20 protein-coding genes are annotated in these 20,485 nt (G+C 51.2%); 10 read left to right on the top strand and 10 right to left on the bottom strand.

Annotated elements, in window-relative coordinates; all coding sequences use genetic code 11:
* Positions 1-5: 5 nt before the first annotated feature.
* Positions 6-629, bottom strand: a complete 624-nt coding sequence (locus R3187_RS04405) for a LysE family translocator (protein ID WP_318965490.1) — start codon at positions 627-629, stop codon at positions 6-8.
* A gap of 206 nt (positions 630-835) precedes the next feature.
* Between R3187_RS04405 and R3187_RS04410 the strand changes: the two genes are divergently transcribed.
* The 3 genes from R3187_RS04410 to R3187_RS04420 are packed head-to-tail and all read left to right on the top strand — an operon-like array spanning position 836 to position 1,571.
* The gene (locus tag R3187_RS04410; RefSeq protein WP_318965491.1) at positions 836-1,114 is read left to right on the top strand and encodes a type II toxin-antitoxin system RelE/ParE family toxin; all 279 of its coding nucleotides are present in this window, start codon (positions 836-838) and stop codon (positions 1,112-1,114) included.
* A complete protein-coding gene (locus R3187_RS04415; protein ID WP_290614461.1) occupies positions 1,114-1,401 on the top strand; it encodes a HigA family addiction module antitoxin in 288 nt (95 codons plus the stop codon). The genes R3187_RS04410 and R3187_RS04415 overlap by 1 nt, the downstream gene beginning before the upstream one ends.
* 5 nt (positions 1,402-1,406) lie before the next feature.
* Positions 1,407-1,571 carry a hypothetical protein gene (locus R3187_RS04420; protein ID WP_318965492.1) on the top strand — a complete coding sequence of 55 codons (165 nt, stop codon included), beginning with the start codon at positions 1,407-1,409 and terminating at the stop codon, positions 1,569-1,571.
* A 21-nt stretch (positions 1,572-1,592) separates the two neighbouring features.
* Here R3187_RS04420 and R3187_RS04425 read toward each other — a convergent pair whose 3' ends face one another.
* Positions 1,593-1,823 (bottom strand): CopG family transcriptional regulator, encoded by a 231-nt coding sequence (locus R3187_RS04425; RefSeq protein WP_318965493.1) that lies wholly within the window; start codon positions 1,821-1,823, stop codon positions 1,593-1,595.
* A gap of 176 nt (positions 1,824-1,999) precedes the next feature.
* Here R3187_RS04425 and R3187_RS04430 point away from each other — a divergent pair, with 176 nt between their 5' ends.
* On the top strand, positions 2,000-2,452 hold the full coding sequence (locus R3187_RS04430; protein WP_318965494.1) for an SRPBCC family protein: 453 nt from the start codon (positions 2,000-2,002) through the stop codon (positions 2,450-2,452).
* Between the two features lie 71 nt (positions 2,453-2,523).
* On the opposite strand, the gene R3187_RS04435 is transcribed toward R3187_RS04430, so the two are convergent.
* Genes R3187_RS04435 through R3187_RS04445 form a run of 3 tightly spaced genes read right to left on the bottom strand, consistent with a single transcriptional unit; the run spans position 2,524 to position 8,372 of the window.
* Positions 2,524-3,909, bottom strand: a complete 1,386-nt coding sequence (locus R3187_RS04435) for a TolC family protein (RefSeq protein WP_318965495.1) — start codon at positions 3,907-3,909, stop codon at positions 2,524-2,526.
* On the bottom strand, positions 3,902-7,096 hold the full coding sequence (locus tag R3187_RS04440) for an efflux RND transporter permease subunit (protein ID WP_413229014.1): 3,195 nt from the start codon (positions 7,094-7,096) through the stop codon (positions 3,902-3,904). Before R3187_RS04440 ends, R3187_RS04435 begins: the two co-directional genes overlap by 8 nt.
* Positions 7,097-7,103: 7 nt before the next feature.
* A complete protein-coding gene (locus tag R3187_RS04445) occupies positions 7,104-8,372 on the bottom strand; it encodes an efflux RND transporter periplasmic adaptor subunit (protein ID WP_318965497.1) in 1,269 nt (422 codons plus the stop codon).
* 474 nt (positions 8,373-8,846) lie between these two features.
* On the opposite strand from R3187_RS04445, the gene R3187_RS04450 reads away from it, so the two are divergent.
* From R3187_RS04450 to R3187_RS04470, 5 genes are all read left to right on the top strand, one after another.
* Complete coding sequence (locus R3187_RS04450; protein ID WP_318965498.1) at positions 8,847-9,461, top strand: TetR/AcrR family transcriptional regulator; 615 nt, start codon at positions 8,847-8,849, stop codon at positions 9,459-9,461.
* Positions 9,462-9,584: 123 nt separating this feature from the next.
* Positions 9,585-10,484 carry an AraC family transcriptional regulator gene (locus R3187_RS04455; protein ID WP_318965499.1) on the top strand — a complete coding sequence of 300 codons (900 nt, stop codon included), beginning with the start codon at positions 9,585-9,587 and terminating at the stop codon, positions 10,482-10,484.
* 81 nt (positions 10,485-10,565) lie between these two features.
* The gene (locus R3187_RS04460) at positions 10,566-11,492 is read left to right on the top strand and encodes a DMT family transporter (protein ID WP_318965500.1); all 927 of its coding nucleotides are present in this window, start codon (positions 10,566-10,568) and stop codon (positions 11,490-11,492) included.
* Positions 11,493-11,623: 131 nt separating this feature from the next.
* A complete protein-coding gene (locus R3187_RS04465; protein WP_318965501.1) occupies positions 11,624-11,929 on the top strand; it encodes a hypothetical protein in 306 nt (101 codons plus the stop codon).
* A gap of 112 nt (positions 11,930-12,041) precedes the next feature.
* The gene (locus R3187_RS04470; RefSeq protein WP_318965502.1) at positions 12,042-13,922 is read left to right on the top strand and encodes a hypothetical protein; all 1,881 of its coding nucleotides are present in this window, start codon (positions 12,042-12,044) and stop codon (positions 13,920-13,922) included.
* 46 nt (positions 13,923-13,968) lie between these two features.
* Here R3187_RS04470 and R3187_RS04475 read toward each other — a convergent pair whose 3' ends face one another.
* The 5 genes from R3187_RS04475 to R3187_RS04495 all read right to left on the bottom strand — a co-directional run bounded on the left by R3187_RS04475 (position 13,969) and on the right by R3187_RS04495 (position 18,431).
* The gene (locus R3187_RS04475; protein WP_318965503.1) at positions 13,969-15,321 is read right to left on the bottom strand and encodes a peptidoglycan DD-metalloendopeptidase family protein; all 1,353 of its coding nucleotides are present in this window, start codon (positions 15,319-15,321) and stop codon (positions 13,969-13,971) included.
* Positions 15,322-15,383: 62 nt separating this feature from the next.
* On the bottom strand, positions 15,384-16,769 hold the full coding sequence (locus R3187_RS04480; protein ID WP_318965504.1) for a M23/M56 family metallopeptidase: 1,386 nt from the start codon (positions 16,767-16,769) through the stop codon (positions 15,384-15,386).
* A 7-nt stretch (positions 16,770-16,776) separates the two neighbouring features.
* Entirely contained in the window at positions 16,777-17,184 is a 408-nt protein-coding gene (locus R3187_RS04485) for a BlaI/MecI/CopY family transcriptional regulator (RefSeq protein ID WP_318965505.1), read from the bottom strand.
* Positions 17,185-17,306: 122 nt separating this feature from the next.
* Positions 17,307-17,840, bottom strand: coding sequence for a hypothetical protein (locus R3187_RS04490; RefSeq protein WP_318965506.1), 534 nt, complete (start codon positions 17,838-17,840; stop codon positions 17,307-17,309).
* 72 nt (positions 17,841-17,912) lie between these two features.
* The gene (locus R3187_RS04495) at positions 17,913-18,431 is read right to left on the bottom strand and encodes an acyloxyacyl hydrolase (protein ID WP_318965507.1); all 519 of its coding nucleotides are present in this window, start codon (positions 18,429-18,431) and stop codon (positions 17,913-17,915) included.
* 172 nt (positions 18,432-18,603) lie between these two features.
* On the opposite strand from R3187_RS04495, the gene R3187_RS04500 reads away from it, so the two are divergent.
* Positions 18,604-20,484, top strand: a complete 1,881-nt coding sequence (locus R3187_RS04500; RefSeq protein ID WP_318965508.1) for a putative bifunctional diguanylate cyclase/phosphodiesterase — start codon at positions 18,604-18,606, stop codon at positions 20,482-20,484.
* Position 20,485 lies beyond the last annotated feature (1 nt).

Genomic DNA, 20,485 nt, shown 5'->3' on the forward strand with positions numbered 1-20,485 from the left:
ATAAATTAACCGAGCAGCATCCACAGCGCCACGCCAAACATCAGGCTGGCGCCAATCCGGTTTAAATACTGCACCCGGTTCGAGCGGGTTAAGAACAACGCCAAAGCCTTGCCGCCGCTGGCGTATAGCAGCATCGATAAAAACTCTAACAGTAAGATAATGCTGATTAAAATCACCAGCTGTGGCCAGAACGCCAGCTGGCTGTCGATAAAAGGCGGCAACAGCGCCATATGAAAGGCCCAACCTTTTGGGTTAGACACAGCGGTAATAAAGCCCTGGCTAAACAAGGTACGCCTGGGTAGCAGTTGTGGCACCAGCCCTGCGGTTGGTATCGCCAGCTTGCCTCTTGCCCGCCACATCTGCACACCAATATAGGTCAGGTAGCAGGCACCGAGCACTTTAAACCACTGAAAAACGGCCGGAAACTGCAGCATCAGCGCCGCCACACCCAGCACCGCCAACACGGCAACCAGGCCAACGCCGAGCATCTCGCCCCACATCATCCAGAAGGTACGGCGCACCCCCTGGCTCATGCCCAGGGTCATCGCCAGCGTCATGCACATACCCGGCGTCACCGACACAAATAAAAACGTTGGGACAAAAGCGCCCATCAGGGCCAGATTAACCATAGCAACCTCAACTGCAAACTGGCGCTATTCTCTCTGGTTGTTCAGCGCTCAGCAAGAGGATTGGGCAGAGTTTTTATGGTGTTGAGCGCAGTAGCGTCGACGGCCTTGAATCAGTACGTATCTTTTGAATTTTTTGCTATGTTGCGCTATACGCACCACCCTGCTATGCTGCGTATAACGCAACACCCACTAAAGCTAGTGACACCATGATTAAAAGCTTTAAGCACAAGGGATTAAAGAAGTACTTCGAAACCGGCTCTACAGCAGGCATCGACCCAAAACAAGCGAAGAAAATAAGTACCCGCCTTAGCGTACTGGATTTAGCCAAAGAGATTAATGATATCGATCTGCCCGGCTTTTTCTTGCATCCGCTAACCGGGGATCGCAAAGGCCAATGGTCAATAACCGTTACCGGAAACTGGCGTATTACTTTTGAGCTAAATGACGGCGATGTTTACATCGTCAACTATGAGGATTATCACTGATGGCTACCATGTATAACCCGCCTCATCCAGGTGAATTGATTAAAGAAACCATGGAAGCACTGGATGTCAGCGCCCGTAAACTGGCCTTGGCATTGGATGTTGCTCCCTCCACCGTACAAAGGTTGATAAGCGGTAAATCTGATATTTCTCCGGAAATGGCTATTCGTCTCGCAGCTGTGATCGGCAGCTCGGAACGTGTCTGGATGGGCATGCAAGATGCTTATGATTTGTGGCATGCCAGACAGAAAATAGATACCTCTAAGTTACAACGGCTATGTGGCGCCTAGCCAAAGTGCTTAACTGGTTTAGCCAACAACAAAATAAAGCTGTTGCACCTGAGGTTGCAGAAGTGGCGCAGGTGACTATGCAGGTGAATATCGCCAGATCACTAAGCGAACTGGAACCCGACATCCATCACGAGTTTATGCAAATTCAGGAAGAGCTTGCGGTGAATTAATAAGACGTACAGTAAAGAATACTAGATAACTGCTCTTGGACAATTCTCACCCAACCCCGCACGCAGTTCTTCCTGCTGCGGAAACTCCTGCCAGCTTCCAGCCATATCACGAACGGTTTGCGGCCAGGTGTTGGCTAAGCGTTGTTGAATTAGACTGGCCAGCCACTGGTTTTGTGTCATCTTCGCCTCGGCTGCAGCCTGCTTTACTTGCTGAATAAGCTCGTTATCCAGATTAATAGTAATTCTTGTCATAGCTACCTCCCGGCTGTTGCTTACTGCTAAGTATAAGTGCGCCGATTTAAGATGCAAAACGCCAATATCAAAAAAATTCGGATAGCTGTCGAATCCCGCCCTACTGTTTCGACTAAGCTGTGATACAGCGATTTAATGCGGCCTTGGGTTGCCGCGCTTAGCGCAGGAGAATCAATATGTCAGGCAATACCGTAACATTGCACCGGGTTATCAAAGCAACACCAGAGCGTCTATACCGCGCTTTTTTAGATGCGGATGCACTGGTGAAATGGTGTCCGCCGCATGGCTTTACCGGCAAGGTGCATAGTATGGATGTGCGGGTGGGCGGTGGCTATAAAATGTCCTTTACCAATTTTAATACCGGTAAAAGCCATAGTTTTGGTGGTACTTATCTGGAACTGAAACCCAACGAGTTAATCCGCTACAACGATCAGTTCGACGACCCCAACCTGCCCGGCCAGATGCAGGTAACCATCCGGCTGAAACCTGTATTGTGCGGCACTGAACTGCATATTGAACAAAGCGGCATACCCGAAGCGATACCGCTGGAGTTTTGCTACGCCGGCTGGCAGGAGTCGCTGCAATTACTGGCGTTGTTAACCGAGCCGGAGATACCGGATCAGGTTTAAAGTTGGTTGATTTATGCAAACAAAGCCGGCATGAACCGGCTTTGTTTGTTTTATTCAGCACGACATCTGCCCTACATCAGCTGAATACCGCCACCAAAGCTGCGGTAAATGCCCACCAACCGGATAAAACTTTGCTGTTGCAGTTGCGCTAATTGATCGCGGCTTTGCAGCAGTTCTCGCTCAGCGTCCAGCAAGTCCAGAAACTCACCGGTGCCAGCGTTGTAACGCTGACGGGCAATTTGCACCGCCTTGTTACCAGCCTGCCACTGTAGTTCCGTGCTAAGTTGCTGCTGACGGCTTAAGTTGTAGCTGTTAAGCGCTAACTGCATCTCGTTAATAGCGTTAAATACCTGCTGTTCAAACTGGGCCAGCGCCATTTGGCTGCTGGCTTCAGCCTGGCGGATACGGGCTTTTACCGAGCCTAAATCTGCCGCCTGCCAGCTTAACGTTGGCGCCACTGCCCAGCTTTGGCTGTCGCTGCCCAGTGTTAAGCCCGGGCCGGAGATAAAACCTAAAAAACCACGTACTGACAAATTCGGATACAAGTCAGCCGTCGCCACACCAATTTCAGCCGTGCGGGCTGCCAACACACGCTCGGCGCTGGCGACATCAGCACGGTAGCGCAGGTAATTTTCACCATTAACCAGCGCCACTGGTTGTTTTAACTCCGGCAAATGCGGTACGGCGCCTAGTTGTAACTGGCCTGGTCGCTGCCCCAGCAACGCCGATAAAGTGGCATCTGCCGTTAACAACGCCACCCGGTATGCCGGCATCATCGCCTGTACCTGATGCAACTGCACCTCTATCTGCGCCAGCTCCAAATCAGAGGCCATACCGGCTTGCAGCCGCGCGAGCACAATAGCCCGGCTTTGTTGCAGGTTGTGCAGGTTTTGCTCTGCCACCACTAAGCGCAACTGGGCGCCCCGGTATTCACCGTAACTGGTTGCCACCTGGCTTATAAGCTGCACCTGGGCGTCATGCCATAAAATATCCGCCTGCTCTGCCTGCGCCTCAGCCGCTTCTGTGGCCCGGCGCAGTTTGCCAAATAAGTCCAGATCCCAGCTTAAATTGGCGCCGGTGCTGTAACCACGGCTGATGACGCCGTCATCAGCTGGTGATATGGTCGGATTTTCACTGGCCTGGTAACCGGCGTCGACGGTCCCTTTCGGTAAAAAGTCGTTATTGGCATCACGAAACACCGCATAGGCACGGTCAACGTTGGCTCTTGCCTGCGCCAGCGTTCTATTTTCGGTTAGTGCCCGGCTAATAAGCTGGTTTAACGCGGCGTCGTCAAACGCCTGCCACCAGCTTTGAGCCTGCTCTGCATGTTGGTATGGGCTGCTAAAGCTGATATCCGCCACGTTTACCGGGGCCTGATAATCCGGCCCTACCGCACAAGCACTTAATGACGCCGCTACCAATAACGCCAGCGCAGAATGGTTGATAAATTTACGCATGATGTACTCCTTCGGCAACGGTATTGTCTGCAACCGTATTGTCTGCATCCAATTCAGCTTTACGATCGCCGCGCTTGGCTAACATGTAATAAAACAGCGGAGTTAAAATTAAGCCAAACACGGTGACACCTATCATGCCGGAGAATACCGCCACCCCCATCGCCTGGCGCATTTCTGCACCAGCGCCGCTGGAGAACACCATTGGCACAACCCCCATAATAAAGGCGATAGAGGTCATCAGTATTGGCCGCAACCGCAGCCGGCCCGCTTCCAGTATGGCTTCCATGGCATTCATCCCCTGATCCTGTAACTCTTTGGCAAACTCGACAATTAAGATGGCGTTCTTCGTTGCCAGCCCCACCAGCACGATAAAGCCAATTTGAGTGAAGATGTTGTTGTCGCCACCGTAAAGCAGCACGCCACTCAGTGCCGATAACAACGTCATCGGAATGATCAGAATAATCGCCAGCGGTAAACTTAAACTCTCGTACTGCGCCGCCAGCACCATAAACACCAGCAAAATCACCAGCGGGTAGACAAACATGCCAGCATTACCAGCCAGAATTTGCTGGTAGGTCAGTTCGGTCCACTCGTACGTCATACCATTGGGCAGGGTTTCAGCCAGTATTTTCTCAATGGCTGCCTGTGCTTCGCCGCTGCTGTAACCTGGCGCCGGGCCACCGTTAATTTCAGCGGTGGTAAAGCCGTTATAGTGCATTACCCTATCTGGCCCTGCGCTATTGGTGACATTAATAAAGGAGCCCAGCGGCACCATATCACCGGCGTTATTAGGCACTTTTAACTGGGCAATTTGCTCCGGCGACTGGCGAAATTGCTGCTCGGCCTGCATATTTACCTGATAAGTACGACCAAACTGGTTGAAGTCGTTGACATAGACCGAGCCCATATAGGCTTGCAGCGTCTGGAACACTTCGTCCAGTGCCACACCTTGCTGTTTGGCTTTGGTGCGATCGATATCTAAATCCAGCTGCGGCACATTCACCTGGTAGCTGGAGAAAATGCCAGCCAGCTCTGGTGTTTGCCAGGCTTTCATCATCACTTGCATCGTCACGTTATACAGCTCTTCGTAACCATGGTTTGCACGGTCCTGAATTTGCAGCCGGAAACCACCAATTGTGCCCAACCCCTGCACCGGCGGCGGTGGGAAAATGGCAATAAACGCATCTTCAATACCGGCAAACTTCTGGTTCAGTGCCGCGGCAATAGCACCGGCTGATAAGGCAGGATCGGTCCGCTCGCTGAAATCTGTCAGTGGGGTAAAGACAATGCCGCTATTCGGGCTATTGGTAAAACCATTGATGCTCAGCCCCGGAAAGGCGACAGAGTTGGCAACACCGGGTTGCTCCAGCGCGATCCGTGACATTTCTTTAATAACCGCGTCTGTGCGCTCCAGTGAAGCCGCATCCGGTAACTGGGCAAAAGCCACTAAGTACTGTTTATCCTGGCCCGGTACATAACCGGTAGGGGTGCTGGCAAACTGCAGGCCGGTTACCCCAACCAAGGCGATATACATGACGCCAACAATGGCACCAAAGCGGATCACCTTTTTAATCAGCCAGCCATATCCTCTGGATAAACGGGCGAAGAAGCGGTTAAACGGATTAAACAACCAACGGCCAAACAGCTTATCCATGGCGCGGGTAAGCGCATCTTTTTTCTCGCCATGGCCTTTTAGTAACAACGCCGACAGCGCCGGGCTCAGTGTTAACGAGTTAATCGCCGAGATAAAAGTAGATATGGTAATGGTTAACGCAAATTGCTTATAAAACTGACCGGTTAAACCCGACATAAAGGCAGTGGGAATAAACACCGCCGCCAGCACCAAGGTGGTGGCAACAATTGGCCCGGTGACTTCTTTCATCGCTTTTTGGGTAGCGGCAATCGGTGATAAGCCCTCGCTGATATTACGCTCGACGTTCTCAACCACCACAATGGCATCATCGACAACGATGCCGATGGCCAGTACCAGACCGAACAGCGACAGTGCATTTAGTGAAAAGCCAAGCAGATGCATAAAGGCGAAGGTACCCACCAGTGATACCGGTACCGCCACCAGCGGAATAATAGACGCACGCCAGGTTTGTAAAAACAGCACCACTACCAATACCACCAGCAGCACAGCCTCAAGCAGGGTTTTTACTACCGCCTCAATAGAGCCGCGGACAAATACGGTTGGGTCATACACAATGTCGTACGCCAGGCCATCCGGAAAATTCTGGGATAATTCGGCCATTTTCGCCCGGACATCGTCGGAAATCTGAATGGCATTGGAGCCGGAAGCCTGAAAAATAGGTAGCGCAACGGCGTCTTTATTATCCAGCAGAGAACGCAATGCATAAGTCGATGCGCCAAGCTCCAGTCTTGCGACATCTTTCAATCGGCTGATTTCACCATTAGCACCCACTTTAATAATAATATTCTCAAACTCGTCCACCGCCGCCAGCCGGCCTTTAACGTTAATCAGTAACTGAAAATCGGCATCGCCACTTGGCTGAGCACCTAAACTGCCGGCTGCGGCCTGCTGGTTCTGCTCACGAATGGCCGCAGTAATTTGTGCTGGTGACAAGCCCAGCGCTGCCACTTTGTTCGGGTCCAGCCACACTCGCATACTGTAATCACCAGCGCCAAATAAACGCACCGCGCCTACGCCTTCAACCCGCGCCAGTTCATCTTTAACATTCAACGCGGCATAGTTTGACAGATACAGCATGTCGTAACGGTCATCCGGTGACGTTAAATGCACCACCATGGTTAAATCCGGTGACGACTTTTCCGTCACTACGCCCAGCCGTTGTACTTCCTGCGGCAAGCGGGGCTTAGCCCGCTCTACCCGGCTTTGCACCTGGGTTTGAGCTAAGTCGGCATCAGTGCCAATGGCAAAGGTAATGGTTAAGGTCATCCGGCCATCGGATGTGGCCTGCGATGACATATACAGCATGTCTTCGACGCCATTAATTTCCTGCTCCAGCGGCGAGGCCACTGTTTCAGCAATCACCTTCGGGTTGGCACCAGGGTAGTTGGCCGTAACCACCACCGTTGGTGGCACCACTTCCGGGTATTCAGTAATTGGCAACTGCCATACTGCAATCGCACCGGTAATAAAAAACAGCAGCGAGATCACCGCGGCAAAGATCGGCCGGCGGATAAAAAATTGTGACAACATGATGATTTCCTTAACCGCGACCCGGCGCTTTGCCGGTGATTACTGTGGGTGCATTAGCAGCCTGAGCAGTCAGCGCGGTGCTTACCTGGTCCAGCAGCTGTTGTTGCTGACGAAGGTCGGCAAGTTGCTCATTGCTGGCCATCGGCACTAATTTGGGTTCAATTTGCATATTGGGCATCACCCGCTGCAGGCCGTTAACCACAATTTTGTCGCTTGCGGTCAGGCCGTCAGTAACGATGCGCAAACCGTTTACTTTTTCACCCAGGGTTATCGCGCGGTATTCCAGCTGGTTATTGCTGTTTACCACCAGCACAAACTTGTTATTCAAATCGGTGCCAATGGCCTTTTCGTCTATTAAAATGCCGTCGTAGCTGGCACTGCCGGCCAGCCTGATCCGGGCGAACAAGCCGGGCAGCAGGCTGTTGTCAGGATTGCTGAAGCTGGCACGGATCCGGATGGTACCGGTCTGGCTATTCAGCTGATTATCAACAAAATCAATCTGCCCATGGTGTGAATACTGTTGCTCGTTGGCCAGTGCCATAGACACCGGGTTGGCGCTGGCCTCACGGGTATCAGCACGCTTGCCCTCGTCACTCAGGCGGGCGTATTTCAGGTAGCTTTGCTCGTCTACATCAAAGTAGGCATACATTTTGTCAGTCGAAACCAGGCTGGTTAACTGGCTCTGGCCGGCGTTAACATAATTGCCTGCTGTTATCAGGGCATAAGATACCCGTCCACTAATCGGCGCGCGGATACTGGTGTAGCTTAAATCCAGCTCGGCCCGCTGTAATGCTGCCCGCACCGAGGCCACCGCCGCAGCGGTTTGTTGCTTGCGGGCCTGGCGGCTGTCCAATAGCTCGGCAGAAATAGCGCGCTGGGCACTGAGCTTCTCGGCACGGCCATACTCGGCGTCAGCCAAAATGGCGGCACTTTCCACACTTTGCAGTTCTGCTTTTAACCTTGCAACCTCAGCCGCAAAAGGCCTGGGGTCAATTTGCACCAGTAAATCGCCTTTGTTGACCAGGGCACCTTCGTTAAAGTGCACCTGCTCGAGATAGCCAGATACGCGCGGTACCAGATTAACGGTTTGCGGCGCCTGCAAGCGGCCGGTGAACTGGTCCCACTCGGTCACGCGTTCATTTACCACCTGCGCCACGCTGACTTGTGGTGCTGCTGCAGGCTGCGTCTGATCTGCGGCTTGTGGATCGCCACACGCCGCCAGCACCAGCGCGGCGACGCTTGCTACCATAAAAGTTCTAAGTGTGTTGTTGCTGCTCATGGCGCTGCCCTCCAGGCTATTGCAATAAAAAATTAAAATCACTTGCTAGTTTTGTACCGTGCGGTAAATATATAGAACAGCAAAAAACTGTCAATACATTTTTGTACCGAGCGGTAAATAAATTAATTCTACTGCAGAAGAATTTGTTCTAAGACGATAACCACACTGTTGCAGTGCTGTGGCCCCTGTAACGCTGTAACAGGTCACTCTCAGGCAACTATCAGGCTATGGCAGCATGTTACCCGTTAAGGCTGAGGGCTTTAATGCCGGATCCCGGCGGATCCTAGCCTGAAACTCTGGTACTGCAGATCTGCCAGTGTTTTCTGAACGATAGCAACCGGTTAAGGGTCTCAGTAGCAGATATCAGCAATAGCGGGTGGCAAGATATCTGTACTTAGCGGTAAATAACCCCTGCTGGACAAGGGGTATTTTGCTGTTTACTATACCAGCACGTTTTAATGCAGGAGTGGGTTTATGTCAGTAGTAAGTTGCACACCAAGTATAGGCCGGCCGCGGGCCTTTGACGTCGATACTGCTCTGGAGAAAGCACTGGACGTGTTTTGGCGCAAAGGGTACGACGGTACCTCACTGTCTGACCTGACTGAAGCGATGGGCATTAATAAACCGAGCTTATATGCTGCCTTTGGCAACAAAGAACAGTTATTTTTAAAAGCGATAGAGTTATATGAAAGCCGGCCTTGCTCGTTTTTCCTGCCGGCGCTGGAAAAGCCCACCGCCTATCAGGTGGCAGAACATATGCTGTATGGCGCGGCCATGAACATGGCAGATCAGGCTCATCCGCAAGGTTGTGTGGTGGTACAGGGCGCCCTGTCATGCAGCGAAGCCGCCGCCACAGTAAAAGAAGCCTTACTTAACCGCCGCGTTGAAGGCGAACAAAAACTGCGTGCCCGCTTTGAACAAGCCAAACTTGACGGCGATTTACCCGCAAGTACCGATGCTGAAACGTTAGCCCGTTATTTAGGTACCGTGCTGCAAGGCATGGCTATTCAGGCTAATAACGGCGCCACGTCTGAGCAACTGCGTCAGGTTGCCGAAATGACGTTGCAGGCCTTTCCACGCGCTGGTTAAGCCGGCGCTACCTGCCTTAAACTCCATACTTATTGCCTATTCCTGCAAACCAGCACTACAGTAATAGGCAAAGCCCCGACGGCTGCTTATACTGCGTTTATCCACTGTGCCAGGGGGCCGATAATGACCGACGAACGCGAACTTCTGCGCCAGCAAATGCTACAACCGGTGCTTGCCAGGCTAACCAGCACCGGTGTCAACGAGAGTTGTATACCCGGGCTAAAACTCTATCGCAGCAATGCACCGACATCTGCAACGCCGACCCTTTATGAACCAACACTTTGCCTGTTACTACAGGGCAACAAGCAAATATTACTGGGCGAGGAAATACTGCAGTACAATCCGCTGCAGTATCTGCTGGTACCGGTGATGCTGCCGGTCAGCGGTAAAATAATCAGGGCCAGCAGCAACGAGCCTTATCTGGGTGTCAGTATCAGCCTGGATTTGCGTGAACTTACCGAGCTGGTAATCGATCTGGGCGATAAAGTCCCGCGCCAGCCGGTACCTGCCCGTGGTATCAGTATCGGCGACGCCGATCTGGATTTATTATCGGTATTTCAACGTATTTTTGGCTTGCTGGAACGCCCGCAGGATGTCGCAGTACTGCATCCATTGTTAAAGCGAGAGCTATTGTACCGTCTACTGATAAGCCCTGCAGGCAGTCATTTACGCGAGTTTACCTTGCTTGACAGCCAGGCCAGCCGTATCGGCAAAGTGATTGATACGCTGCGTCAACGTTTTAACCAGCCGCTACGCATCAAAGAACTGGCTGACGTAGCACATTTAAGTGAGTCAGCGCTGTTTCAGGCTTTTAAAGCGGTAACTTCAATGTCGCCGCTGCAGTTTCAAAAGCAGCTGCGATTGAACGAGGCGCGGCGAATTATGCTATACGAAGGCCTGGAGGCCGCCACCGCCAGCTATAAGGTGGGCTATGAAAGCCCGTCGCAGTTCAGCCGCGAATACAGTCGCTTATTTGGCGCGCCACCAAAAGCCGACGTGGCACGCTTTCGACAAACGTTGTAAATTTATATGGTGCCCCCACTGTTTTAACACCCGTGAAGGCGCTATGATCGCCGCCTTTATTGTTGTCTGCGCCTCCTTGTTATGAAAAATGCCCTGCTTTACCTTGTTACCGTTCTTATCTGGGGATCGACCTGGTTCGCCATTGAGTTTCAGCTGGGTGAAGTGGCAGTGGAAGTGTCGTTAACTTACCGCTTTGTGTTATCGGCGCTACTGATGTGGCTGTTTTGCTGGTGGCGCCGCCTGCCGATGCGCTTCAGTGCTAAAGATCATGGTTTTATCGCCCTGCTGGCGCTGTTTAATTTTGCCTTAAACTATATTCTGATTTATCAGGCGCAGCAGTATTTAACCTCTGCCATGACCGCTATCGCTTTCACCACTATGTTACTGATGAACATCATTAATACCCGGTTATTTTTTGGTAAGCCGGTAGCGAAACGTATTTATTTTGGCGCCCTGATGGGCATTGCCGGCATTGTGGTGCTGTTCTACCCCGATTTAGATGGCCTGGATTTCACCAATGCCAGTTTAATTGGCCTGGTACTGGTGCTGGGCAGTGCGCTTAGCGCGTCCTTGGGCAATATGGCCAGCGTCCGTAACTCCCGTGCCGGCTTACCTATTACTCAGGTTAATGCCTGGGGTATGCTGTATGGTGCCGTTGGCCTGACAGCGCTGGTGTTAATTAGCGGTACGCCTTTTACGTTCAGCACCTCGCCGGCATTTATTATTTCGTTGCTGTACTTAGCAGTGTTTGGTTCAGTGATAGCATTCGCTACTTATTTTGCTTTGTTAAAAGGCATGGGCCCGGAAAAAGCCAGCTACACCATAGTGCTGTTCCCGCTGGTGGCGGTGTTGCTTAGCACAATGTTCGAAGATTTTGTCTGGAGTAGTTATACCTTTAGTGGTTTTGCGCTGGTACTGCTTGGCAACGCTCTGGTGCTAACCCCATTTGCTAAAATAAAAGCGCTGATGATTAAACCAAGGTTACCGGTTCAGCCGCTATTACCATAATTGCAGACTGATACGCTCTGTTGATTAGCTAAAGCATCCAGATGCTTGTTGCAGATCAATTGCTTGCTTAGTGGTTGCTCTATACTCGTCCTACCGACCCGGTTACAGCCGACGTTAACGGATAAATAACGATGGCAACACACTCTGACTTATCAAGTGCTGAAAAGCCTGCCATCAAGCCACCCAAATTATTCTGGCTCAAGTTAATGATGTTATTGGGTATCGCGTTGATAATCCTCGGCCATTTCTTATGGAAGGGCCTGAACCTGCCACAAACCATGGGCGTACCCGGCATCATTCTGGTCGCGGCATGCTGCGCAGTAGGACTTATTTTGTCACTCCCTACCAAAATTTACCTGACGCTGCTGCTAATGCAACATGAAAGTGAGGCTAAAATGGCAGAGCGAGCTGCAATAAGAAAAAAGACCGACCTATAAAAATGTAGTTTGAACAAAATCTGCAAATATGACCATCCATCATTTGCAATAATGAACCAGTCAGGCAGAATATCGGCAATTCCAACAATATGATTTAAAAAAGGATGTAATCATGGCATATGATTATGGTAGTGAGTCCTTAGGGATCCGTAACCCATTTAAAGCAGAAGGCCTGCTACGCGCCGTACGCGGTTTAATAGTTAGCTTGCTCGGTATTTACCCCCTATTACAAGTAGTTAGTCTGGTTCAACAAGATAAAACGCTGGCATGGATATATGCCGGTGTCGGGTTTTTATTGTTGGCAGGCGGATTAAAGGCACTGGGTAGTGGTATTGCCCAGATGATGCGTTTTTTTGTCGGTCGCAGTGTACCCACCTCGCTGGCGCCAAATTTTAGCAAGTCTGAGCGGGAAACTGCCAAGCTGGAACAGCCCCATTATAAAAGTATTGATCTTGAAGAAATGCTGATGGGGCGCAAGAACAAGACGTTTGTTGAGCCAGAAGGCTTTATTTCCCGTATGGTACATACTCTGGTACCCAAGCTGATTTTCCTGCCTTACCCGCTCCGTAATCTGGCGCAACGTTTCGCTGGGGCCTTAATTGCTACTGCCGTTGCGCTGGTAGCCTATGCATTGACTGCTTTCGTTTGTTTAACCGGTCTTGCGGGTGAAACCGGCGATATTCTGTTGCCGTTTTTCTCTTTTGTTCTGGTGGTGTACTTAATTCTAAGCTGGCGGAGCGCCAGTACTGTATACCGCAAGGCGGAAAAAACCATTGAAACTCAGGGCAAGCTGAAACTGGCCAAAATTATGGCCTTTGCTATTTTGGCGCCGGTGCTGCTTGGATTAGCTATTAATTTCCTGTTGCAGCAACGCGATGTGCAAAATCTGGTTAGCGAGTTAGCCAGCGCCGAATTACAAAGTTTTGCTGTGGTACCACAATTATTGCTGGTGCTGGTATTCACCGCGATCAGTGGGATCCTGGTGTTCCTGTTGTTAAAACAGCGCACAGCGAAGGTGCAGGCCCAAACTAAGGTGTCAGAATATCGTGCTAACTGGCAGGAAAATATTCACCCGCGCGAGTTGTTTGTCAATATCGACAATATTGTAATGGCAAACCGGCGCTATATGGAAATACCTAACCGCGTTTACCGTGAGCTAACCCCGAACCTGAACGAGCAATCTGAAAGTAAAGGCGATTTTAACGGCGAAGTGATGATTGAAACCCAGCCGGCATATGCGCCGCTGCAGCACACCACCGCGTTTAAACAACTGCGGTTATGGGCAACGATTGCGGGGCAGCTGCTATTGCTGGTTGGGCCGGTTATTTTATTTTATCTGCTGGCAGAAGCCCAGACAGTACTGGCACTGATACGCGAATTTGCCGCCCTGGCGCGGCCCGGCGATGCCGTCATGCAAAGTTTTGTGGTAAACCTGTTTAATGAAAGCCAGTTTATCTTAAGCCTGATCTTCAGCTGGCTTATTTGTCACAGCTTTGGCCGCTTACTGGAGAATTACAGTCATACGTTCTGGGCTGAGCTGAATTTTGATTCCTTACTGGTGTATTTGAAATGCGAAGGGACTTATACCCAAAGCAAACTGACCACAGGTAAAGGCATTTATGACTCTACCTCATCAGAAAACTATGTTATGCGCTCTTCATTAACGCCATGGATTATCAGTTCGCGCATTATGAGCAGCACCTTTGCTGACAGCGGCGCCAAAAATGTCGAGCACCCGCGGCATATTCTTGAAATGCAGGATAATCCGCAGGAAATGCAGGCGATAATTGACGATATTCAAAGCTTTTTATCTGCGCGTGAAACCATTGCTAACGTTAAAAATGCGCAAGATTTATCGAACACTGAACAGATATATCAGATTAACCAGCAATCACGTGCTATGCCGGTAACGCCGGACCAGGCCAGCCTGGCCAGCCCGCAACAAGACGCTGAGGCCAGCCTTAACCTGCAGGCGGAGCCGGAGCAAGCCTGAATCTGCTAACCCTGCGCTATACCAGTGCCGCATCAGCGGCATTGGGCTACTGCTGCACCAGCACCGTTTCTTCATCCATTTGTTTAATCATAAATGCCACCCGCTGCAAAAAAGCATCGCGGCTGTCAGCCGGAATAGGCTCTGCCAGCGGAATGTTAGCGCTCATTGGGTTTACCGGCCGGTTGTTGACATGCAATTCATAATGCAGATGGGCCCCGGTTACCCGGCCGCTGGCGCCGGATAAGCCAATCCGCTGGCCCCGTTCTACCTGCTGGCCGGGGCGAACCAGAACTTTGTGCAAATGCAGATAACGGGTTTTATACTGACCGTGGTGCTGGATTTCAATATAACGGCCGGCATAAGGATGGTTTTCAACCCGGACAACCTTACCTTCAGCAGCGGCCAGTACGGCGGTACCGGTGGGCGTGGCAAAATCTGTACCGTTGTGCGGCTGCACCCGACCGGTTACCGGATGCAGCCGGCGCGGATTAAAATCATCACTTATCCGATAAGAACGAGCCAAAGGCAGCCGCATAAATGCGCGCTCCAGACTTTCACCATTAGCATCATAAAACTGGCCGTTGTCATGCAAAAAAGCACTAAGCTGCTGACGGCGGTTAAACAACCGCACCCCTTCAATCCGACTCAGGCCGGTTGCGGTGTCGCCAATATAGTTGTCGCTTCGCACCACCTGAAAGCGGGCACCCGGCTGTATATCGCGCGAGAAATTAAGCCTGTCCCGAAACAGCTGATGCACGGTGGCAATGTCGGCATCGCTTAAACCGGCCTGTTTCGCCGACTGATAAAAACTGCCCGCTATTGTGCCGGTCAGGGTGCTGCTTTGCCACTCACCCGGGTTGAGCAACTCCTGATAACTGAATTCGCCATCTGCTTCACGCTGATACAGCACCCGGTTGCCGGGATGGATAAATAACTCCATCGCCTGTAGTTGCCTGTTTTCATCCAGCTGAAATGTCAGATTATTACCTGGTCGCAGTACATCCAGTGCCAGCAAAGACTGATCCGCGGCCATTATCTGCTGCATTTGCAGCTGACTGAAGCCGTGAGCTGAGAATATCCGACTTAAACTATCACCGGGTTCAATAGCGTAGTGCCGGATCCGCTCATCCAGGCTGTGCGCTTGCACTACTGCTGCCATGGCGCCTTGTAATTGCTGCCAGCTGTCCTTTAGTCTGGTTGCCTGCCAGCTGCGCCAGCCTTCTGCCACAAGGCCAGGCATTAGCAAGCCAGTGACCGGCGCCGGGGTTGGGCGTGGCGCCGGCCAAAGCATAATAATAACTGTTAAAACTGCCAGTAACAGCATGGCCCGCTGATGTCTGGCAGGAATATCAGAAAAGCGGGCCAGGTGTGCAGTAAGCTGCAACAAAGGACGTGGCATTGAGTGGCGCTCCGTATTAACTATGTCGGGGGTGCGGTATCGCATCATTAAACGCGTGTGGTTTATGGCTGCAGGGGCAGATACTTTGCCGGATCCTGCTGAGCGCCATTTCGCAGTAATTCAAAGTGTAAATGTGGTCCGGTTACCCGGCCACTGGTGCCTACCGTGCCAATCTGCCCGCCTGCGGCAATTTGCTGGCCAGCTGTAACAGAAAAAGCATTCAGATGGGCATACAACGTCTGGTAGCCATGGCCATGATCAATTAGCACCACCTTGCCATAGCGGCTATTCAGGCTGCTGGCATCGGCAATCAGCACTTTGCCTTGCTGACTGGCTCTGACCGCAGCACCGCTGGCAGCGGCAAAATCCAGCCCCTGATGCGGCCGGTTCTGCCGAATGGGATGTTGCTCAGCATAAAAAGAACTTATCACAGGCTTATCGACTGGCAACCCCCACTGCTGCGGGGGCTCGTTGTAACTAAGCACTGAACTGCTGACATGCAGCAACAGGGCGCAGCAGCCAAACATACCCCCAAGACGCCAGCGTTGACCGGCAGATAAGCTAACCGGGCGCACAAACAACTGTTGCAAGCGTTGCTGATAAAACCCCTGGTCGGCTTTGTCATGAATAAAAGCTGCCGTTAGTGCGGACAAGCTGCCACCATGGCTGAATTTTAAGCTGTTAAGCAAAGTCTGGCCGTACAGGGCTGCCAGTTCAGGCTGCTTTGCCAGCACCGCCTGATCCACGGCCAGCTCAATGCTTTGTAAAAATGCCTGCTCAAGCTGTTTCAGGGTGGGGATAAACCAGCAAACAGCCACCAGCAACCGCAGCACAATAAGTTGCTGTGGGTCCTGTCGCTGCAGATGCATCAGCTCGTGTGCCAGCAGCAACCGGCGCTGCGCCAGTGGCATCTGCCAGATATAAGCTGGCACTACCACTACTCTGTGCCGCCAGCCGGCAGTAAAGGGCGACAGTGCTGCCGACGTCTGCCGGAATTCAACACCTTGCGGCATCTCAGTAAGTTGCGCCGGGCTTAACAGGCTTGCTGGCGCCACTGGCTCTGTCAGGGCGATTAATTGTTGCAACCGTTGCCATTGTCTCCATACCCGCCATAACTGCCAGGCACTGACCATCATCAGCAGTAACAGCAGCAGCCCCGGCCAGTATTGCTGAAAAAAAGCGGGGGACTGTTTCAGCGCCGGGTGCGCGGGCTGTGCGCTAAAGGTGTGCACCGCGTTCAGGGTATCTTGTAATAACACCGATGGCACAAGCCACTGCTGACTCAGTTGTGGTAGCGGTAAAAGCGGCAGAAAGCATAAAGCGAGTAACCACCAGTAAAACGCCGGCCATTGCTTAAGGCCGGACACTTTTCGCAATAACAACCTGCTTGCAGGCCACAGCAACGCCGCCCAGACACTGCAAAGTGCCAGTGATATCAGCAGTTGCATGACCACCTCAGTCATTCCTGCCAGTTGTATTGCCGCGGGGGGCTGTGGTTTCTGTCGCTAAATCCTGCAACAGTTGCTCCAGATTGGCTATCTCACTGGCATTCACTAATTTACTGTTGGCAAACATCGCCACCGGTAACGGCTCTTTTATTTCAAATACCCGCTTGGCAAAATCCTGAACAAATGCCGCCAGGGTCGGCATTTTATCCAGCAGCGCAGTATAGGTATTTTTATGGCCCTGGCTGGTACAGGCAATAAACTCCTTGGTCACCATGCGCTCCAGCGTTTTGCGGGTAGACGAATAGCCCCAGCCCAGAACCGCTGCCAGTTCATCGTGCAGTTCACGGGCAGTAAGCGGCTGCTTTAGCCATAATAATTTCAGAATTTCCAGTTCAGGCGCTGTCGGCTGCTGCATTGCACTATATCCAGCTACTCAGGAATGGGCCAAGAGTGCGACAATTGTCACAGCTGTGTCAAGCAAAATTTGCGACAAATGTCGCAGCAAGGTGCAGCTTGCACCGCCCTGGTGGAAAAAAATTAGTGATACAAGCCGGTCGACGCGGCTGCCAGCAAGCGCTCTGCGACAGTAGTATTCACCGCGTCCCAAACCTCTGTAGCTACCCCATCGGTCCAGACCACAACCAGCAGCCGGTCTTCTCGGTAGACCCGGGCCCGCTCAAGGCTGACATTATCGGCCCAGATACTTCGCAGCGCCTGCTCAATCCGGTCAGCATCTGCCGCAGATTCTGCTTCCAGTCCATAAAGTCCCAAATTATTTTGTGCATCGTATAGCGCATACAAGGCTGAGCGGATGCCGCTCGCGGTTAGGTTACCCTGCGACCCGCTACGGACCACCGCGTTAACAAATTCAGGATCTGTTGAGTACTGCGGATTATGCTGCAATACATCATGCGGAATATGGCGAGTCGTATCTTTGTCGAGCAGGTGTGTGCTCAGTGCCGGATGCAGCTCTGGCCCCTGCAGTGCCAAGCGGTCTAAGCCGTTGCTGGCGCAGCCACCGAGCAGCATCGTCAGTGCGGCAATCAAGCCGGCTTTTGCTGTAGTGAGCATAAAATCCTTAAATCAGTTAGCATACAACCCTTAGCTGCCTGTTAAAAACCGGGCAGCTTTGCCGCTGGTTAGTTAAAATGGTTTCGCCCAACTTAACCAGTAAAAGTCCAGGCCGTCATTAGGCAGCTTAAAATCAGCATTTGAGTAGTGAGTATATCCCAACGTAATGCTTGCTTCAGAATTGCGGCTATATTGCCAGGAAAGCGACAACCGGTCTTCAAACTGAAAATGGGTTGATAAATGGCGGTTAGCCAATCGGGTTGTGTCAAAGAAACTTCCGCCAATACCTACTTCTACAAATAACGGGCGCTTAGTCCCTGCAACCAGCCAGGACAAAACGGGGCTAATAGTAAAAGCGGTTATATTGTCGGATGTATTGTTAGAATTTTGCCAGTGGTTCAGGGCCGCTTCAATGTGCAGGGCTGGTGAGCCAGTCCATTCTGGTAGTTCAACCGGGATATTTGTTACTCTGTAACCTGCTCTGACTCCTCTAAGTTGATCAGTAGAATAAGCGGCGGACACATGAAGTTCATCAGCACCACAGAAAAAGCCAAGGTTTGCTACTACAATAACAAGTAATGAGCGTCGCACGCATCCCCCTATAACAAATAATTAATACAATACAAGAATTGAGGTAAGTAAATAGCACCCTTTACTGGCCTCTTAACATAATTGTTGGTGATTATAAAGTTAGACGTTAAAGTAAACCATGCAGCACAGTGAGGCTGTGTGGCAATTCCCACCCTTTAACCTGAAAGGAATTATGCAGCAGATATTCGAACAGAATGAGAGTTACAGTCAGGTTCGACGGCGCAGGTTAATGCAAATCGCTGCGATATCGGCGAGCGGCTTAACGATTGCGTTAACCGTGGCCAATGGTATTACTTTCTTTATATTCGCGGCTGGTATCGGTTGTCTGCTTTTGGCATTAGTTTTTGCCTTAAAAAATAAGCTCAGGGTATCTGCCTGTATTTTGCTCTGGTCGATGAGTGCCATGCTGTTTGCCTTTGCGCTAACCGGCGCCGGATTATTTGATCTGGCTGTTCTGGGGTTGCCCGGGGTGCTAATTTTCGCCGCCATTCTGGGCAGCGTCAGCCTGTTTATCTCGGTACTGTTTTTTATTTTTGCTCAGTGTATTTTTCTTACCTGGCTGACGCTTTCCAGTTATCTTACGCCGCATGTGCCAAGTTTAAGCTGGCCGCACCTGGTATTTATTCTGATTATTTTTACCATAACGGGCTTTAGCGTCTACATTTTGGTGCGCGATATCAAACGGCTGATGCTGTCACTGCAGCATGAAAATGCCAAAGTGCAACAAAGTCAGGCAAAAATTCAGCATCTGGCTCATCATGACAGCCTGACCAATCTCGCAAACCGGCTGTATGGCGAAACGCTGTTTCAACAGTTGTTAGTTGCCTCTTTGCAGCAACAACAGCAACTTGCCCTGCTGTTTATAGACCTGGACAATTTTAAACCGGTAAATGATGCGTTAGGACACGCCGCCGGCGACGACCTGTTAAAACAACTTGCACAACGCCTGCGGGCAATTCTGACCAAAGATCAGGCGCTGATCCGCTTTGGCGGAGACGAGTTTCTGGTGCTGGCGCCCCATGTCGCCGATAGTCATCAGCTGGAACAACTAGCTGATAGCTTAATCAGCCAAATTACCGCAGCATTTAACATCTTGCAAACTCAGGTTAGCGTGTCGGCCTCAATTGGCATTGCCTGTGCTCCGGCAGATGGCACTGATTTTAAACAACTGTGCCGCAAAGCTGACATAGCCATGTACCGGGCAAAAGAAGAGGGTCGTAATACTTATTACTATTTTGATGATAGTCTGGATAAAGCCAATGACGACAAATTTAAACTACTGCAAATGTTGCGCCGGGCATTACTTGAGCAGCAGTTCAGGCTGTATTACCAGCCACAGGTTGCGTTAAACAGTGGTCGCATTACCGCAGTGGAAGCACTGTTGCGCTGGCCTCAGCCCGATGGCAGCATGATAGGTCCGGATCAATTTATTCCACTGGCCGAGAACAGCGGTTTAATTAATGAATTAGGTAGCTGGGTCATTGCCCAAGCCTGCCAGCACATTGCGCAACTGCGTCAGCAGGGCTTTGAACATTTACGTGTTGCGGTGAATCTGTCGGTCGTACAATTTAAAGATGGCCAGCTACCAGGCATTGTCCGGCAAGCACTGCAGCAGGCAGCACTACCGGCACAAGCCTTAGAGCTGGAGCTAACTGAATCCTTGCTGGTTGATAATACCGATCATATTCTGCAACAACTTAATGCTTTAAGCCAATTGGGGGTGACCATTGCCATTGACGATTTTGGTACGGGTTACTCTAACCTGAGTTATCTGCAGCGTTTTAACGCCAGCACCTTAAAAATTGACCGCTCGTTTGTTTCAACTGATGCCCAGTGGCAAGCAAATGCACCTCTGGTTCAGGCTATTATTCAGATGGCGGGCAGTCTTGGTTTAACTACCATAGCAGAAGGTATTGAACATGCCGCAGTGATGGAAAAGCTGCTGGCTCTGGGTTGCAAAGAGGGCCAGGGATACTATTGGTCGCCCGCCGTAGCCATAGCGCATTTGCCCGCTTTGCTAACCAAACTGCAATTACAGGCAAAAGCGGTCTGAT

Source organism: Arsukibacterium sp. (genome assembly GCF_033721375.1).
Classification (GTDB): domain Bacteria; phylum Pseudomonadota; class Gammaproteobacteria; order Enterobacterales; family Alteromonadaceae; genus Alishewanella.

Excerpts from the sequence above, each read along its gene's own strand:
- R3187_RS04500 (WP_318965508.1), top strand. The coding sequence starts at position 18,604 with ATGCAGCAGATATTCGAACAGAATGAGAGTTACAGTCAGGTTCGACGG.
- R3187_RS04430 (WP_318965494.1), top strand. The coding sequence starts at position 2,000 with ATGTCAGGCAATACCGTAACATTGCACCGGGTTATCAAAGCAACACCA.
- R3187_RS04450 (WP_318965498.1), top strand. The coding sequence starts at position 8,847 with ATGTCAGTAGTAAGTTGCACACCAAGTATAGGCCGGCCGCGGGCCTTT.
- R3187_RS04475 (WP_318965503.1), bottom strand. The coding sequence starts at position 15,321 with ATGCCACGTCCTTTGTTGCAGCTTACTGCACACCTGGCCCGCTTTTCT.
- R3187_RS04490 (WP_318965506.1), bottom strand. The coding sequence starts at position 17,840 with ATGCTCACTACAGCAAAAGCCGGCTTGATTGCCGCACTGACGATGCTG.
- R3187_RS04470 (WP_318965502.1), top strand. The coding sequence starts at position 12,042 with ATGGCATATGATTATGGTAGTGAGTCCTTAGGGATCCGTAACCCATTT.
- R3187_RS04410 (WP_318965491.1), top strand. The coding sequence starts at position 836 with ATGATTAAAAGCTTTAAGCACAAGGGATTAAAGAAGTACTTCGAAACC.
- R3187_RS04485 (WP_318965505.1), bottom strand. The coding sequence starts at position 17,184 with ATGCAGCAGCCGACAGCGCCTGAACTGGAAATTCTGAAATTATTATGG.
- R3187_RS04425 (WP_318965493.1), bottom strand. The coding sequence starts at position 1,823 with ATGACAAGAATTACTATTAATCTGGATAACGAGCTTATTCAGCAAGTA.
- R3187_RS04460 (WP_318965500.1), top strand. The coding sequence starts at position 10,566 with ATGAAAAATGCCCTGCTTTACCTTGTTACCGTTCTTATCTGGGGATCG.
- R3187_RS04435 (WP_318965495.1), bottom strand. The coding sequence starts at position 3,909 with ATGCGTAAATTTATCAACCATTCTGCGCTGGCGTTATTGGTAGCGGCG.
- R3187_RS04480 (WP_318965504.1), bottom strand. The coding sequence starts at position 16,769 with ATGCAACTGCTGATATCACTGGCACTTTGCAGTGTCTGGGCGGCGTTG.
- R3187_RS04445 (WP_318965497.1), bottom strand. The coding sequence starts at position 8,372 with ATGAGCAGCAACAACACACTTAGAACTTTTATGGTAGCAAGCGTCGCC.
- R3187_RS04465 (WP_318965501.1), top strand. The coding sequence starts at position 11,624 with ATGGCAACACACTCTGACTTATCAAGTGCTGAAAAGCCTGCCATCAAG.
- R3187_RS04405 (WP_318965490.1), bottom strand. The coding sequence starts at position 629 with ATGGTTAATCTGGCCCTGATGGGCGCTTTTGTCCCAACGTTTTTATTT.
- R3187_RS04415 (WP_290614461.1), top strand. The coding sequence starts at position 1,114 with ATGGCTACCATGTATAACCCGCCTCATCCAGGTGAATTGATTAAAGAA.
- R3187_RS04455 (WP_318965499.1), top strand. The coding sequence starts at position 9,585 with ATGACCGACGAACGCGAACTTCTGCGCCAGCAAATGCTACAACCGGTG.